The organism is Actinomadura monticuli (assembly GCF_041463655.1).
GTDB lineage: Bacteria > Actinomycetota > Actinomycetes > Streptosporangiales > Streptosporangiaceae > Spirillospora > Spirillospora monticuli.
On sequence record NZ_JAXCEI010000005.1, the window covers coordinates 358697 to 373637 of the forward strand.

Consider the following 14941-nt stretch of genomic DNA (forward strand, 5'->3'; position numbering starts at 1 on the left):
CGACCGGGAGGCGACGGAGGCGCGGTTAAGTCATGTGTCCGATACGAGGCGGGCCAGTTCCATGCGGCGGGTCACGCCGATCTTGGGATACGCCTTGTAGAGGTGGTGCCCGACCGTGCGCGGGCTCAGGTACAGGTGCGCGCCGATCTCGCGGTTGCTGAGACCCGCGGCGGCGAGCCGCACCACCTGCAGCTCCTGCGGGGTGAGGCGCTTCAGCGGGTCGGCGTCCCCGGCGCTGGCCGCCGGACGGTCGCCGAGGACCTCCAGCTCGGCGCGGGCGCGCTCGGCCCAGCCGGCGGCGCCGAGCCGGGCGAACGCGTCCCGGGCGGCGGTCAACTCGGTGCGCGCCTCGGTGCGGCGCCGCCGCCGGCGCAGCCATTCGCCGTAGAGCAGCCGGGTCCGCGCCGCGTCGTAGGCGCGGTCGCCGTGCAGCTCCAGCGCGTCGCGGTAGTGCTCCTCCGCCGCGTCGCCGCCGGCCAGGAGGGCGCGGCAGCGGGCCGGGAGAGCCCCGCAGGACGTCGCCGCCGCCCAAGCCTCGAACGCCGGCAGGTAGGTGCGCGCCAGGTCCGGGCGCCCGGCCCGCACGGCGGCCTCGGCGTGGTCCGGGACGGCGCGGATCAGCACGTCGTGCCGGGCGGGACCGGAGCACACCCCGTCCAGCCGCTCCAGGGCGGCGGCGGCCTGCCCGCCGGCGAGGTCGTGCAGGCCGAGCCCCCAGGACGCCAGCGCGGCGTTGGTCGGGTGGACGCCGGCGTGCGCGAGGACGTCCGGCGCCATGGCGCGGCTGCGCTCCGCGTCGGACTCCAGCCGGACCGCGACGCCCTTCAGGGCGGTGACCTGCGTGTCCATGCCGATGTCAGCGGCCAGCGACAGGCCCTCCGCGGTCGCGGCGTCGGCCCCGCGCAGATCGCCGAGCAGCACCCGGCCGATCGCGAGCGCCTCCAGGATGTACGGCAGCCAGCCGAGCGCCCCCTCGGCCCTGGCGTCGGCGGCCATCCCCTCCAGCAGGTCGGTCGCGGCCCGGTCGTCCGCCACGAGGAGCCCCACGAAACCGGCGATGACGCGGTCGACGGCGTCCCCGACCTCGCCCGTCCGCGCGGCCTCGAACAGCGCCCGCATCGGCGGGACGGCCTCGGCCGCGCCGTCCGGCAGCCGCCCGTAGGCGATCAGGCCCGCCGCCACCCGCGCCTTCGCCGAGTCCGCGGGGAGCCGCAACCGCCCGAGCAGCTCGACGCCCTGCCGCACCAGGTCGTGCGCGCCCGCGTCGCGGGCGGACCAGACGGCCTCGGTCAGCATGGACACCGCCTGCTCCGGATCGCTCCCGGCGATCAGCGCCGCGCCCCGCAGCGCGAGCGTCGCGTCGGCGGCGGGCGACGTGCGCTCGTAGGCGACCTGCGCGCGGATGAACGTGGCCTCGGCGACGACCCCGTCCCGCGCGGACAGGTGCTCGGCCTCGGCGGCGAGGCGGGTGGCCTGGTCGGGACGGCCCGCGTCGTAGGCGGCCCGCGCCGCGTGCACGAGCCGGCGCGCCTTGCCCTCCGGTTCGGTGCTGAGCCGCGCCGCGCGCTCGTAGGCGGCGGCGACCGCGGCCGACCCGCCGCGCCGCCCGGCCCGGCGCGCGGCCCGCTCCAGTTCGGCGGCGACGTCCTCGTCCGGGCCGGTCGCGGCCGCCGCCAGATGCCAGGCGCGGCGGTCGGCGTGCTCGTCGCCGCCGAGGACCCCGGCCAGCGCTCCGTGCACGGCGATCCGCCGGTGGTGGGCGGCGTCCTGGTAGGTGACGGCGCGGATGAGCGGATGGCGGAACCGCACCTCCTCCCCGTCCAGGACGACGAGCCCGGACTCCTCGGCGGGTTCGAGGTCGGCGGGCGCGAGGCCGAGCGCGGCCCCGGCGCGCAGGACGACGCCGAGGTCGGCGGTCCCGTCGGCGGCGACGACCAGGAGCAGCCGGCGGGTGGCGTCCGGCAGGTCGGCCAGCCGGCGGCGGAACGTCTCCTGGACCCGGCCGCCGACCGGCAGCGGCCCGGCGTTGCGGACGGGCCGGGACCCGAGGGCGTCCGCGAGCTCGATGAGCGCGAGCGGGTTGCCGGCGGCCTCGTCCAGCAGCCGTTCCCGCACCGGGATGGTCAGCCCCGGCGCGCGCGCCGCGACGAGGTCTCCGGCGGCGGCGCGGTCCAGGCCGGCGAGCCGCACCACGTCCAGGCCGCGGTCGGGGAACGGGCGGACGCCGTCCCGCGCCGTGAAGACCATCGCGATCGGGTCGGCGGCGAGCCGGCGGGCGGCGAAGAGCAGCGCGTCCAGCGAGGCGTTGTCGAGCCACTGCGCGTCGTCGACCAGGCACAGCAGCGGACGGTCGGCGGCCAGCTCGGACAGCAGCGTGAGGGTGGCCGCGCCGATCAGGAAGCGGTCGCCGGCCGGACCCGAGCCGAGCCCGAGCGCCGACCGCAGCGCCGCGGCCTGCTGTCCCGGCAGCGCGTCGAGCCGGTCGCCGTACGGATGCAGCATCTGGTGCAGCCCGCTGAACGCCAGCTCGGTCTCGGCCTCGACTCCGGTGCCGCGGACGACCCGCATGTCTCCGGCGTCCGCCGCGATCTGGCCGAGCAGCGCGGTCTTGCCGATCCCGGCCTCGCCCTGGATCACCACCGTCCGGCTCCGGCCGGCCCGCGCGTCTCCGAGCAGCCCGGCGAGCCGGCCCCTCTCCCGATCCCGCCCCATGAGCACGCGGAAACAGTACAAGCCGCACCCCGGCCCCGGAATGCGTTGGCCACTCCCGCCCCAGGCGTTCCGCCGGGAGGCGGAGACCCCTTCCGCCTCGTCCGCGAGGCCCGCACTGACCAGGCCACCACCGGAGGGCGGGTCCGCCGCCGACGCTACGCCGGACCCGGCGGGGCGGTCGCCCAGCTCAGCGAGCGGCCGGGCGTGTAGGCGGCCTCCGCGTCGAGGACGCCGCCGAGTTCGGCGAGATGGTCCAGGGTGCGGACGGGCAGCAGGCTCTCGCTCATCCGCGTGCGGAAGAGGGCGAGGACCCGCTCGTATCCGGGAATGGCCCGCCGACCCGTGTTGAGGGAGTACCACCATTGGCCGTTCAGATACTTCGCGAGGTTCGCGGCGAGCCGGTCGTCGTCGTCCAGCCCGGTGATGCGGGCGACGTCGGCGCGCAGCCCGAGCGTCCCGAGGACGTGGTCCAGGCCCTCGGTCGCGGTCATCGACGGGTAGCGGCGCCCCGAGGCGGCCACGGACGCGAACCCGAGGGGCGCGCCGAGGACGGGCGAGACCCAGGTGCGGGCGCCGGCGACGTAGCCGACCGCCGTGATGGGCTCGTCCAGGGCGGCCAGCCGGACGCCGGGGATCCGGGCGAGCCTGTAGTCGCCCTGCCGGATCCCCTCGCTGTCGTTCAGGACGCGGAGCTGGTCGGGGTCGACCATGCAGACGCGCGCCTCGAGCGTCGTCCCGCGGCAGTACTCGGTGCGCAGGAGCAGCTCGCCGTAGAGATACCCCTGGCCATGGATGCCGCAGCCCGCCACATCGGCGTCCGCGAGCGTGGCGCGAAGGACCGGAACGCACAGGTCGGCGCCGTTCGGCGAGCGGTAGCCGTAGTTGTCATGCTTGATGCGCAGCGTGGCGGGGTTCCGGTTCGCCCCGTAGGCGAGCACCGCCACGCGCTCCTCCAGACGGGGGAGCCCGCGCGCCACCAGGAGCGCGTCCAGTTCCGTGCCGTATCCGGGAATGGAGAACGTGGCGCCGCCCTCATGGCGCAGCGCGTGGACCCGGTCGTTCAGCAGCACGTAGTCGTGGTCGGGGCAGTCGCCGGGATAGAGGTCGGGAAAGGTCCTGGCGGGTTTCCAGTGGCCGACTTCGCAGGGATTCGCGTCCAGTCCGATTGGGCCGGCCATCTCTCTCCTCGTGTTCGCGGGGGGTCACGTCCCGTCCTCGGCGGCGGCCCTGTGCAGCTCGTGACCTCCGCCGGGGGCGGGCCGCCAATGCCACTCAACGCGGTACCGGGCCTCGGCGGGAAGCCAGCGGCCCTTCTCCGGGGTGATCCGCCAATGCGCGACCGTACCGCCGCCTACCAGGATCGGGCCGTTCTCTCGGTCGGCCTTCTTCTCCGTCCTCCGCCCGGTCTGCATGAACCCGGTGATGTCGACGGCCGGGTGCCGCTCGGGCAGCAGGACGACGAACACGAGCGCCCGGGTCGGACGGTCGATGTGGGTCTCGAAGTTCTCGACGGGCACCCGGTCGTAGGCCCCCGTGAAGGTCACCTCGTTGATGACGCGCACCACGGCGTCCATCGCGAGCCCGCGCAGGTCGACGCCCATCGCGCAGTTGACCGGCATGTGCCGCGACTCGATCGGGCCGAACTCGTGCCCCGCGCCCGGGTGGGAGACGCACCGCGCCTCCAGGGTGCCGCTCGTCCCGTAGAAGGAGACGAGCCCGTTGCCCTTCTCGGCGGTCCGGCGCACGAGATAGGTGTCGGTGAGGACCGTCACCCCCGGATCCCCGGGCGACCGGCGCAGGTCGAGCACCTTGACGACCTCGTCGACGCTGAAGGACGCGTCCTCCCGGAAACGCCCGAACTCCGTCGCCTCGCCCCCGTGCGGAACCCGTCCGCCGCGCCAGTGCCAGCTCCTCTGGATGACGGCGCCGGAGACGGTCGCGGCGGCCCCGATCATTCCCACGATGATTTCGGTCTCCATGGGATCCGCCGCCTCCCACTCGTCCTCACCCACCGGGCCGGACGGCCCGCGACGGCGCGGCGCCGGCACCTGGACGAGTACACCCGCCCGCACGCCAATCATGTAGGTACAACTGCACATAGCCCCCATCGGTAAGTGCACCCTGACTCGCCGGTAACGAACCCCGCCGCGCCGCCGAGCGGGCAGTTCCGCCGGATCTTCAGGCGGGGCGGGCTCGGGCATGCTGGGGTCAGCGGAGAGGAGCCGTCATGTCCTTGACGATGAGCGTGGCCGAGCGGGAGGCGTTCCTCGCCGGAACGTACGTGGGCATAGTGAGCGTCGCGGACGAAGCGGGCCGGGCGCCGCTCGCGCTGCCCGTCTGGTACGCCTACGAGCCGGGCGGCGAGATCACCTTCATCACCGGCCGGGACAGCCGCAAGATGGCCCTGATCCGGGCGGCGGGACGGGTGAGCCTGGTGGTGCAGCGGGCCGCGCCGCCCTACTACCAGTACGTCTCGGTGGAGGGGCCGGTCGTCGGGTTCGAGGAACCGTCCTTCGAGGACCGCCGCGCGCTGGCCGAGCGCTACCTCGGCGTCGAGAACGGCGCCAGGTATCTGGAGTCGACGAAGGACGTCGCCGAGACGATGGTCCTGACAAGGGTGCGCCCGGAGCGCTGGTACACCCGCGACTACACCAAGCAGCCCGGCTGACGCCCCCGCCGGGACGTCCCCCGCCCATTCCACGAACGCCAGCCCCCCGTTCACCTGCGGCGTGTTGTTGTTATCCGCCTTGCCATAACAACAACACGCCGCAGGTCAACGGAGCGTGGACGTTCGCACATGCCGCCCGCCCTGCGGCGTCCGACTCCCGTTCGCTGGCCTGCGTCCTGTTTTGCCCTCTCTTGACCGGGTAACCCGGCGCCGTACCCGAGCGGACGAGGTGGACAGGACATGAGATTTCGGACCGGCACCGCAGCCGGCGCAGCTCTCGGCACGGCCGCGGGCGCCGGCGGGGTCGTGGCCGTGATGTCGGCCCGGCGGGCCGCCCTGTCCGCCCGGCGCCTCCGGCGCCGGGTCCTGCGCCGGATCGAACGGCGGCTGGAGCGCGCGACCCGGGACCTGGTCGCGAAGGCGGAGGAGGCGGGGCCGCTCGGCAAGGCCGCGGTGGCGGGGATCACGGCGCTGCGGGACGGCAAGTCCCCGTTCCGCGCGCTGCTGAGCTTCGGCTGGACGGCCCTGAAGGAGACCTTGGCCCGCATCTTCGGGCGCGGACGAAGGGGGAGAACGACCAACATCGTCGAGCAGATCGACGTGGGTGCGCCGCGCCGCCTCGTCTACGACCAGTGGACGCGGTTCCAGGACTACCCGTCCTTCATGAAGAAGGTCGTCAGCGTCGACCAGACGTCCGAGGAGAAGCTGAGCTGGAAGGCGAAGATCTTCTGGTCCAGCCGGACGTGGGAGTCGACGATCAAGGAGCAGGTCCCCGACGAGCACATCGTGTGGCGCTCGAAGGGCCCGAAGGGCCACGTGGACGGGGCCGTCAGCTTCCACGAGCTGTCCCCGGACCTGACCCGCGTCCTGCTCGTCCTGGAGTACCACCCCGCCGGTCTCTTCGAGCGGACCGGCAACCTCTGGCGCGCCCAGGGCCGCCGGGCCCGGCTCGAACTCAAGCACTTCCGCCGTCACGTGATGACACAGGCGCTGATCCGCCCCGACGAGGTCGAGGGCTGGCGAGGCGAGATCCGCGACGGCGAGATCGTCACAAACCCCAAGTGAGGTAGGCACCATGGCACGCGGAAGCCTGATGGGCCGGACGCCCATCGGACAGATAACGAAGCACCTCCCGGGCGGGCGCCGCAGTCGCGTCCCCGACCTGGGCAAGCTCGCCAAGAACCTCCCGAAGGGCGTGCCGGGCGGCCGGGCCGTCGGCACCGCGGGCGGCGTCCTGCTCGGCGCCGGCGCGGCCCTCGCCGCCGGCAAGGCGCTCACCGGGCGCGGCGGCGAGAACGGCGAGAAGGACGAGAACGGCGAGAAGGACGAGCGGAACCCGTCCGGCACCGAGGAGAAGGCGGAGACGCCCGTGAAGAACGCGAAGAGCGAGAAGGACACGAAGGACACGAAGGACGAGAAGGGCGAGCGGGCCGAGGAGAAGCGCAACGGCCAGGGCGTGCTCGGGTCGCTCAAGGAGACCGTCACCGGCGCCCTCCCCGGCGGCGACAAGAACAAGGACGACGGCAAGAAGGGCGGCAAGGGCGGCGGCGGCAAGAAGGTGAAGGTCACCAACATCGTCGAGCACATCGACGTGGGTGCGCCGCGCCGCCTCGTCTACGACCAGTGGACGCAGTTCCAGGACTACCCGTCCTTCATGAAGAAGGTCATCAGCGTCGACCAGGCCGACGAGACCAAGCTGAACTGGAAGGCGAAGATCTTCTGGTCGGCGCGGACGTGGGAGTCCACGATCGTCGAGCAGGTCCCCGACGAGCACGTCGTGTGGCGGTCGAAGGGCCCGAAGGGCCACGTGGACGGGACGGTCAGCTTCCATGAGCTGTCCCCGAACCTGACCCGCGTCCTGGTCGTCCTCGAATACCACCCGCAGGGCTTCATGGAGCGCACCGGGAACCTGTGGCGCGCGCAGGGCCGCCGGGCGCGCCTGGAGCTCAAGCACTTCCGCCGGTACGTGATGACGCAGTCGCTCACCCGCGCGGACGAGATCGAGGGCTGGCGCGGCGAGATCCGCGACAGCGAGGTCGTCCGGACGCACGAGGAGGCCATGGAGGACGAGGAGAAGTCCGCCAAGCCGGAGAGCTCCAAGTCGTCGGCGGAGAGCTCCAAGTCGTCGTCCGGCACGTCCAAGAACGCCAAGAGCACCGGCACCAAGGCCGCCTCGTCCAAGAAGGAAGAGGAGTACGAGGAGGTCTGACCCCGGCGGCGCCGCGGTCCGGGGCGACCCGGCGCGGCGCCGCGGGTCAGCGGATGAGGCGGGCCAGCTCGACGCGCGACCGGATCCCGAGCCGGGTGAAGACGTTGCGGAGATGGTGGTCGATCGTCCGCGGGCTGAGCAGCAGCCGCGCCGCGATCTCCCGGTTGGTGGCGCCCTCGGCGGCCATCCGGGCGATGTGCGCCTGCTGCGCGGTGAGCGTCCCGAACCCGTTCGCCGCCGCGCGCGGCGCGGGCGCCGGGCCCCGCGTGCCGCCCGTGCCCGACCCCCGCCCGGGGACGGGCGGCGCGGGCGGCGCCGGCGGCGGCGCGACGGTCTCCCCGGCGGCGCGCAGTTCCGCGCGGGCCTGCGCGGTCCACGGGGCGGCGCCGTAGCGCTCGAAGATCCGCAGTGCGGCGCGCAGGTGCCCGCGGGCGGCGCGGGGCCGGCGGCCGCGCCGCAGCCGGTGCCCGAACAGCAACTCCGTGCGGGCGAGGTCGAACACGGCGCCGGCGGCCTCGTGCAGGCGCAGCGCCTCGGTGAAGTGCTCCTCCGCCTCGGCGTCGCACTCGGCGAGCAGGGCGCGGCAGCGGCGGCTGAGCGCGTCCCGTCCGGGGGCGGTGCCGGTTCCGGCGGCGGCGCCGATGCCGTCCGTCCAGCCGCGGAAGCGCTCGTAGGCGTGGGCGGCGCCCTCGTGGTCGCCGGTGCGGACCAGCGCCTCCACCAGGTGGGGGACGGCGAACAGCCGGGCCGGGAGGTGCGCGAGCCCGGCGCCGCCCGGCAGCCGCAGCCGCGCGGCGGCGTCGGCGGGACGGTCCGCGGCGAGGTCGAGGCAGGCGGGCGCCCACGAGCCGAACGCGGCGGCGCGGGTGAGGCCGCGCCGGTCGGCGGTACCGGTGAGCGGCTCCAGGTGCGCGTTCGCGGCGCCCGCGTCGCCGTTGAACGCGGCGGTGAGCGCGAGGGTGGCGAGCTGCTCGACGGCGTGGCCGTGCAGCCGGGTCGCGCGGGCGAGGCGGAGCCCGTCGTGGCAGGCGGCGATGGGCGCGGGCGGGTGCCCGAGGAGCGCCTCGCACCGACCGGCGACGAGCAGCGCGTACGACTCGATGGGCGCGTTGCCGAGCCGCCGCGCGGACGCGACGGCCTCGGCGGCGAGGGCGCGGGTGCGCGGCCCGTCCCCGAGCGCGAACGCGGCGAGCGCCGCCCACACGCGGGCGGCCGGGTCGGCGATGTCCGCGCCGAGCCGGACGGCGGCGCCGAGCCGGCCCGCCGCCTCCCGGTGCCGGCCGCGGACCATGGCCGCCATGCCGCCGAGGTGCGCGAGCATCAGCTCGCCGCGCGCGCCGCCGGCGGGCGGCAGGGACGCCGCGCGGTCGGCGATCTCCAGGTAGGCGTGGGTGTCGCCGGACGCGTCGGCGGCCTCGGACGCCCACATCAGCGCGTCCAGCGCCGCCTCCGCGTCGGACCCGGCGAGCCGTTCGGCCGCGTCCCGCAGGACGGGGACGGCCGTGGCGGGGCAGCCCGCCGCGACCTCGACCTGGCCGCGCAGCACGGCGGCGCGGGCCGCGCGCGTCCCGTCGCATTCCGGGGGCCGGACCTGCCGGAGCATGGCGCGGGCGCGGCGGGACCGGCCGCTCGCCCAGGCGTCACCGGCGGCGGCGAGGAACCGGTCCGTCCGGACGCCGTGCTCGACGGTGAGGGTCGCGGCGCGCTGCCAGGCCCGCCACGAGTCGGCGTACCGGCCGGCCCGCTGCGACGTCGCGGCCGCCTCCGCCAGCTCCCCGGCGAGCCGGTCGTCGGGTTCGCCGGCGACGGCCGCGAGGTGCCAGAGCCGCCGGGGCCGCTGCCATTCCTGGGCGAGGGCCTCGGCGAGCAGCGCGTGCGCGTCCTGCCGTTCCTCGCGCGACGCGTCCGCCCACAGCGAGGACCGGACGAGCTGGTTGCGGACCGCGACGCCCTCCCCCTCGAACCGGAGCAGCCCCGACTCGCGGGCCGCGTCGAGGTCGGCCGGGCCGATGCCGTCCGCGCGGGCGGCCCGCGCCATCGTCGCGGCGCCGAGCCATTCCTCGGCCACCGCCATCAGGACGAGCCGCCGCGCGCCGGCGGGAAGCCGCAGGTGGCGGCGGCGGTAGAGGGCGCGCAGCGAGCTGCCGGCGGGGAGCGAGCGCGGCGGCGGCGCCGCCCCGGACAGCTGCCCCGAGGTCAGCGCGGCGGCCAGCTCCCGGATCGCGAGGGGCCGCCCGCACGCCAGGTCGACGATCTCCTCGGCGAGGTCGCCGCCCCCCGTGCCGGCCGTGTGGCCGCCGCCGGGCACCGCGTCCAGGCACACCCGCCGGCTCGCCTCCTCGTCGAGCGGCGCGAGGCGCAGCCGCCGGATGCCCGCGAGCGCGCCCGCGTCCCCGCCGTCCCCGCCGTCCCGGTCGTCGCGGGCGGCGAACAGGACCGCGACCGGCTCGTCCTGGACGCGGCGCGCCGCGAACGCCAGCACCTCCAGCGAGCCCTGGTCCAGCCACTGGACGTCGTCCGCCCAGCACAGCACGGGCCCGCTGCGCGCGGCGAGGCTCAGCAGCTCGCACACCGCCGTGTACAGGACGAGCCGGGCGGCGCTCGGCGTCCCGGCCCTGATCGTGCCGAGCGCGCCGCGGTGTGCGGGCGGCAGCCGCGCGGTCTCCGCGGCGAGCGGCCGCAGCAGCCGGTGCAGCCCCGCGTACGGGACGCCGGTCTCGCCGGGGACGCCGGTGGTGCCGATCGTCCGGAAGGCGGGCGTGGCCGCGCGGACGGCGGCCTCCAGCAGCGCCGTCCGGCCGGCGCCGGCGTCCCCGGCGACGACCAGGGCGCCGCCGCGCCCGCCGCGGGCCCGGTCGAGCGTCGCCTCGATCGCCCGTAGTTCGCGTTCGCGTCCGTGCAGGGGGTGCTGGGGGTGCTGGGGGTGCAGGAGGTGAAGGGGGTGGGGGTGGGTCATGCCGGTCCCTCCTCAGCGGGAACTGACCTCGGCCCGGCGCCGTAGGGGGTTCCCCTGGGGCCTTTATTGGACGGGGTCTCAAAAGCGAAGGGGACCATAGGTCAACACGGGCACCCGCCGCCGGTCCAGAGCGGTTTTCCGTCGCGTGGCCGTGGCGCAATCCGGACCGGCCGCGATTGTGCGCCCGCACAGTCCGGCCGTCCCGTGATGGCCCGTACGGGCGCCTGATGGCACGATGAGGCCCCCGCATTGTGCTGGAGGAGGCCCTCGATGACGGCTGGAGGTGGCCCTCGATGACGGGAGGACGGACCGATCTGGCCGGCCAGGTGGACGCCGACCGGACGATCATGCGCAAGGCGGTACTGCGGCTGTCGGACCGGCTGCCCGACCTCGCCGACCGGCTCACCGCCGAGATCCTGTCCGGCGCCGACCGCGGCGACCGGGACGACGCGTTCCGGCACGACGTGTGGGAGATGTGCCACGCGGGGCTCGGGTACGGCTTCGAGACCATCCTCGACCCGGACCGGGGCCGCGCCGACCTCGACTGGGCGCGCCGGCTCGGGCAGCGCCGGGCGCACCAGGGGCAGCCGCTCGACCAGCTGCTGCGCTCCTACCGGCTCGCCGGGCGGGTGTTCTGGGAGGCGGTCGTCGAGGTCGTCGGCCGGCACGACCCGGAGAACGTCCCGGCGCTGATCCGGCAGGCGACCCGCACCTGGGACACGATCGACCAGCAGTCCGGCGCCGCCGCGGCGGCCTACCACCGCACCGAGCTGGCGCTGGCGCGCCGCTCCGAGGAGCGCGTCCAGGCGATCGTGGACGCGCTGCTGGACGGGCAGGGCGCCGACGGCGGGCTGCTCGCGACCGCCACGTCCGTCCTCGGCCTGCCCGTGACGGGGCGGTACGCCGTCGTCATGCTGGGCGCCGAGTGCGGCTTCGGGGACGGCGTCGACCGGCGTCCCGCCGACAGCGGCGGCATGCGGTTCATCTGGCGGCTGCGCACCGACGCGCAGGTGGCGCTCGTCGCGCTCGGCGGCGCCGACCTCGACGACCTCGTCGCCGCCGTCCGCCCGTACGCGCGCTCGCACGCCGGGGTCAGCCCGGTCGTCGGGTCGCTGGCCGAGCTGGGCGGCGCCCGCTGGTTCGCGGAGCTGGCGCTGCGGACGTGCCGCGGCCCCGGCAGCCAGATCGCCCGGCTCGACCGGCGCCTTCCCGACGCGCTCGTCCTGTCCCAGCCGCGCCTCGCCGGCCGGCTCGGCCATGTCGCGCTCGGCGGCCTCGGCGACGTCGACCCCGCGTTCCGCGACGTGCTGCTGACGACGCTGGAGACCTGGCTGGCGTGCGACGGCTCCGCGGCCCGCGCGGCGGACCGGCTGTTCTGCCACCGCAACACCGTCCTCAACCGGCTCCGCAAGATCGAGCAGCTGACCGGGCGTGCGCTCACCCGCCCCGGCGACCTCGTCGAGCTGGCCCTCGCGCTGAGCGCGCTGCGGCTGCACGGCCCGGAGGACGCCGAAGGGCCGCCCGTGCGGGGAGGCGGCGGGCGGCCCGGTCGGTGACGGGGGACGGCTACGAGTTCGGGCAGGTGTCCCGGTACTCGGAGATGTTCAGGTCCCGGCCCGGCGCCGGGCACAGGAACTGGTCGTAGCGGGTGTCGTTGTCGATGTACCGCTTGAGCCAGGAGATGCTGTACTTCGCGATCGTCGTGTTCGCGGTGTTCGGCGCGAAGTGGCTGGCGCCGGCCAGCTCCAGGTACGCCTTCTCCGACGACGCCGGGATGCTCGTGTAGAACGGCTCGGAGTGCGAGGCGACCGGCGCGATCGTGTCCGCCTGCGCCCCGATGATCATGGTGGGGACGCGCACGTCCGAGAAGTTCTTCTGCAGGTCCCACGGGGTCAGCGGGATCGCCGCCTGCAACTGCGGGCGGTCCTCGGCGGCCTCCAGCGTGCCGCCGCCGCCCATCGAGTGGCCCATCACGCCGAGCCGGGTCGCGTCGATCCGGGTCCGGACGCTGCTGCGCTGCGTGAGGTAGTCGAGCGCGGCCTCCAGCTGGCGGGCCCGGCTGTCGGGCTGGTCCAGCCGGGTGTTGGTGTCGATCGTGAAGATCACGAAGCCCTGCGAGGCGAGCCGCGGGCCGAGCCAGGCCATGCTGCTCTGGTCGGCGGTGAAGCCGGGCGCGACCGCGACCGCGCCGAACGTCCCCGCGGCGGTGCTGGTCGGGTAGTAGATCGTCCCGCCGCCGAAGCCGGTGACGCTCAGCGACGACACGCTCGTCTCGGACGTCGCGAACGGGCCGCGGAGCGCCTCGATGCTCTGCTCGGTCGGGGCGGGACCGCGCTCGTAGGGGTTGTCGGCCGCCTGCGCGGCGGCCTGCGGGACGGCGAGGGCACCGGCGGTCAGCGCCGCGGCGAGCAGCGTTTTCGCCGCGCTTCGGGGGATGAGGTGCACGTCTTTTCGCTCCTGTTCGGGGGGAGGAGCCGGGAGCCGGCTCCCCGGAACGGGGCGGAGCCGGCGGGCGGCTCCTGGACGGGCACATTCTCGGCAGGCGGCCGATCCCCCTACATCGGCGAAATCGCCGGTCATCTCGGGACGACGGCCCTGACCAGCCGGAAGCAGGCGAACGGACGGAGCGGGTCGGCGCGCCGCGCGGCGCACGGACCATAGGATCGGGTCGCGAGCGTCCCAGCCGAGCGGAGCAGGCCCGATCCATGACGAATGCCGAGCAGCAGGAGACTCCGCTGGAGGCCGTCCGCGCGCTGCGGGCCGACTTCGGGATCGACGCCCGGCGCGTCGACCAGGTCGGCCGCCTGCTGGCCGGCGCGGAGTTCCGGACGATCGAGGAGGTCGTCTCCCTGACAGGGACGTCGCGGCGCACGGTCGAGGCGGTCTTCCGGGCCCTGGAACCGGACCTCGAACCGTCCGGCGAAGGCCGGCGCGTCGCGAGACGGCACGTCGGGGAGTACGGCCGCGTGTTCGGTGAGCGGGAGCCGTTCGGCGCCGCCGACCCGTGGACGGAGTCCGCGCGCCGCGACCCCGCGGCGATCGCCGCGGCGGCCGAGCTGATCGCCGCGGCGCCGCCGCCGGTGCAGGCGCTCGACCACGTGCCCGCCACCGCCGAGACCGTGGTCAAGCGGGCCCGGTTCATGCTCGACGGCTTCGACCTGACCGGCGCGCACGTGCTGTTCGTCGGCGACCACGACCTGTCCTCGCTCGGCCTCTTCCTCGCCGGCGGGGCGCCCGGCCTGCGGGCGAGCGTCGTGGACGTCGACGAGCGGCTGCTGGAGTTCGCCGACGGCGAGGCGGCGCGGCGCGGCTGGGACGTCCGGTGCCACTTCGCCGACCTGCGGCTGGGGCTGCCCGCCGCGCTGCGGGAGTCGTGCGAGCTGGTGTTCACCGACCCGCCGTACACGCCGGAGGGCGTCCAGCTCTTCGTCGCCCGCGGCCTGCAGGGGCTCCGCGACCACCGCAACGGCCGCGTCCTGCTGGCCTACGGGTTCGGCGAGCGGCAGCCGGCGCTGGGGCTCGCCGTCCAGAAGGCGCTCAACCCGCTCCACCTCGCCTACGAGGCGATGCTGCCCGGTTTCAACCGGTACGTGGGCGCGCAGGCGGTCGGCGGCGCCGCGGCCCTGTACGTGCTGCGCCCCACCCGGCGGACGGCCGGCGCCGCCAGGGCCGTCGCCGACGACCCCCGGACCGCCATGTACACGCACGGCGCCCAGTCGGTGGAGGCGGGCGGCGGACTGGACGCCGGGGCCGCCGCCCGCGTCCTCGAACTCGGCGCGGACTCCGGCGGGAAGACGCTGCTCGTCGGGGACGGCTGGCCTGCGGACGCCCCCGGCCGCCGCCTCGCGCTGCCCGCGTTCCTGGGCGCGCCGCTGCCCCGGAACCTGCAGGACCACGGCACCGTCCTGGTCGACCTGTATCCGGGCTTCGGCGCGTCGGCCGTCCGCGCGCTGCTCGCCTCGAACGCCCGCCGCGCCGGCCTCGTCTGCCGCAACGACCTGCCCTTCCTCAAGGACGCCGCGGGCCAGCAGGAGTTCGCCCGGCTCATCGGCCCGAAGTACCGCATCACGCGGCTGCTCCGCAGCACGCCGGGGCCCGACCTGGCGTTCGTCCTCGCCGAGAAGGCGGAGCCCGCCGCGGACGCCGGACGCGTCCTCGGATACATGTACGCGCGGGCCCACGGCAAACTCGGCAACGGCTGGCGCGAGGGCCTCATCGCGGCGCGGAAGGCCGCTGGGGGGACGCTCACCAAGAGCGAGGCCCGCGCTGCCATCGAGGCGTCGGCGACCCGCCCCGACCTGCTGGAACGCTCGCTGATGGAGCTTCCCCTGCACCTCTTCGACGAGCTCGGACGCGACGTCCGGCGCTCGGTCGATCAGACCCGGACGCGGTAGCG

10 protein-coding genes are annotated in these 14941 nt (G+C 75.5%); 5 read left to right on the forward strand and 5 right to left on the reverse strand.

Annotated elements, in window-relative coordinates; genetic code table 11:
* Window positions 1-30 precede the first annotated feature (30 nt).
* From SM611_RS13475 to SM611_RS13485, 3 genes are all read right to left on the reverse strand, one after another.
* Window positions 31-2712 carry an ATP-binding protein gene (locus SM611_RS13475; RefSeq protein ID WP_371950040.1) on the reverse strand — a complete coding sequence of 894 codons (2682 nt, stop codon included), beginning with the start codon at window positions 2710-2712 and terminating at the stop codon, window positions 31-33.
* A gap of 155 nt (window positions 2713-2867) precedes the next feature.
* Window positions 2868-3890: a hypothetical protein gene (locus tag SM611_RS13480; protein WP_371949842.1), complete on the reverse strand. Its 1023-nt coding sequence runs from the start codon at window positions 3888-3890 to the stop codon at window positions 2868-2870.
* Between the two features lie 24 nt (window positions 3891-3914).
* Window positions 3915-4691, reverse strand: coding sequence for a hypothetical protein (locus SM611_RS13485; protein ID WP_371949843.1), 777 nt, complete (start codon window positions 4689-4691; stop codon window positions 3915-3917).
* A gap of 248 nt (window positions 4692-4939) precedes the next feature.
* On the opposite strand from SM611_RS13485, the gene SM611_RS13490 reads away from it, so the two are divergent.
* The 3 genes from SM611_RS13490 (at window position 4940) to SM611_RS13500 (ending at window position 7589) form a co-directional block, all read left to right on the forward strand.
* Window positions 4940-5380 carry a pyridoxamine 5'-phosphate oxidase family protein gene (locus SM611_RS13490; protein WP_371949844.1) on the forward strand — a complete coding sequence of 147 codons (441 nt, stop codon included), beginning with the start codon at window positions 4940-4942 and terminating at the stop codon, window positions 5378-5380.
* Window positions 5381-5620: 240 nt separating this feature from the next.
* Window positions 5621-6445: an SRPBCC family protein gene (locus SM611_RS13495; protein ID WP_371949845.1), complete on the forward strand. Its 825-nt coding sequence runs from the start codon at window positions 5621-5623 to the stop codon at window positions 6443-6445.
* A 10-nt stretch (window positions 6446-6455) separates the two neighbouring features.
* Window positions 6456-7589: an SRPBCC family protein gene (locus SM611_RS13500; RefSeq protein ID WP_371949846.1), complete on the forward strand. Its 1134-nt coding sequence runs from the start codon at window positions 6456-6458 to the stop codon at window positions 7587-7589.
* Window positions 7590-7635: 46 nt separating this feature from the next.
* Here the strand turns inward: SM611_RS13500 and SM611_RS13505 are convergent, their stop codons facing one another.
* A complete protein-coding gene (locus tag SM611_RS13505; protein WP_371949847.1) occupies window positions 7636-10545 on the reverse strand; it encodes a helix-turn-helix transcriptional regulator in 2910 nt (969 codons plus the stop codon).
* 293 nt (window positions 10546-10838) lie between these two features.
* Here SM611_RS13505 and SM611_RS13510 point away from each other — a divergent pair, with 293 nt between their 5' ends.
* The gene (locus tag SM611_RS13510; RefSeq protein ID WP_371949848.1) at window positions 10839-12101 is read left to right on the forward strand and encodes a PucR family transcriptional regulator; all 1263 of its coding nucleotides are present in this window, start codon (window positions 10839-10841) and stop codon (window positions 12099-12101) included.
* 10 nt (window positions 12102-12111) lie between these two features.
* Here SM611_RS13510 and bdeA read toward each other — a convergent pair whose 3' ends face one another.
* Entirely contained in the window at window positions 12112-12981 is an 870-nt protein-coding gene (gene bdeA / locus SM611_RS13515) for a bis(hydroxyethyl) terephthalate hydrolase (protein ID WP_371950041.1), read from the reverse strand.
* Window positions 12982-13250: 269 nt separating this feature from the next.
* On the opposite strand from bdeA, the gene SM611_RS13520 reads away from it, so the two are divergent.
* Window positions 13251-14939, forward strand: a complete 1689-nt coding sequence (locus tag SM611_RS13520; RefSeq protein ID WP_371949849.1) for a bis-aminopropyl spermidine synthase family protein — start codon at window positions 13251-13253, stop codon at window positions 14937-14939.
* Window positions 14940-14941 lie beyond the last annotated feature (2 nt).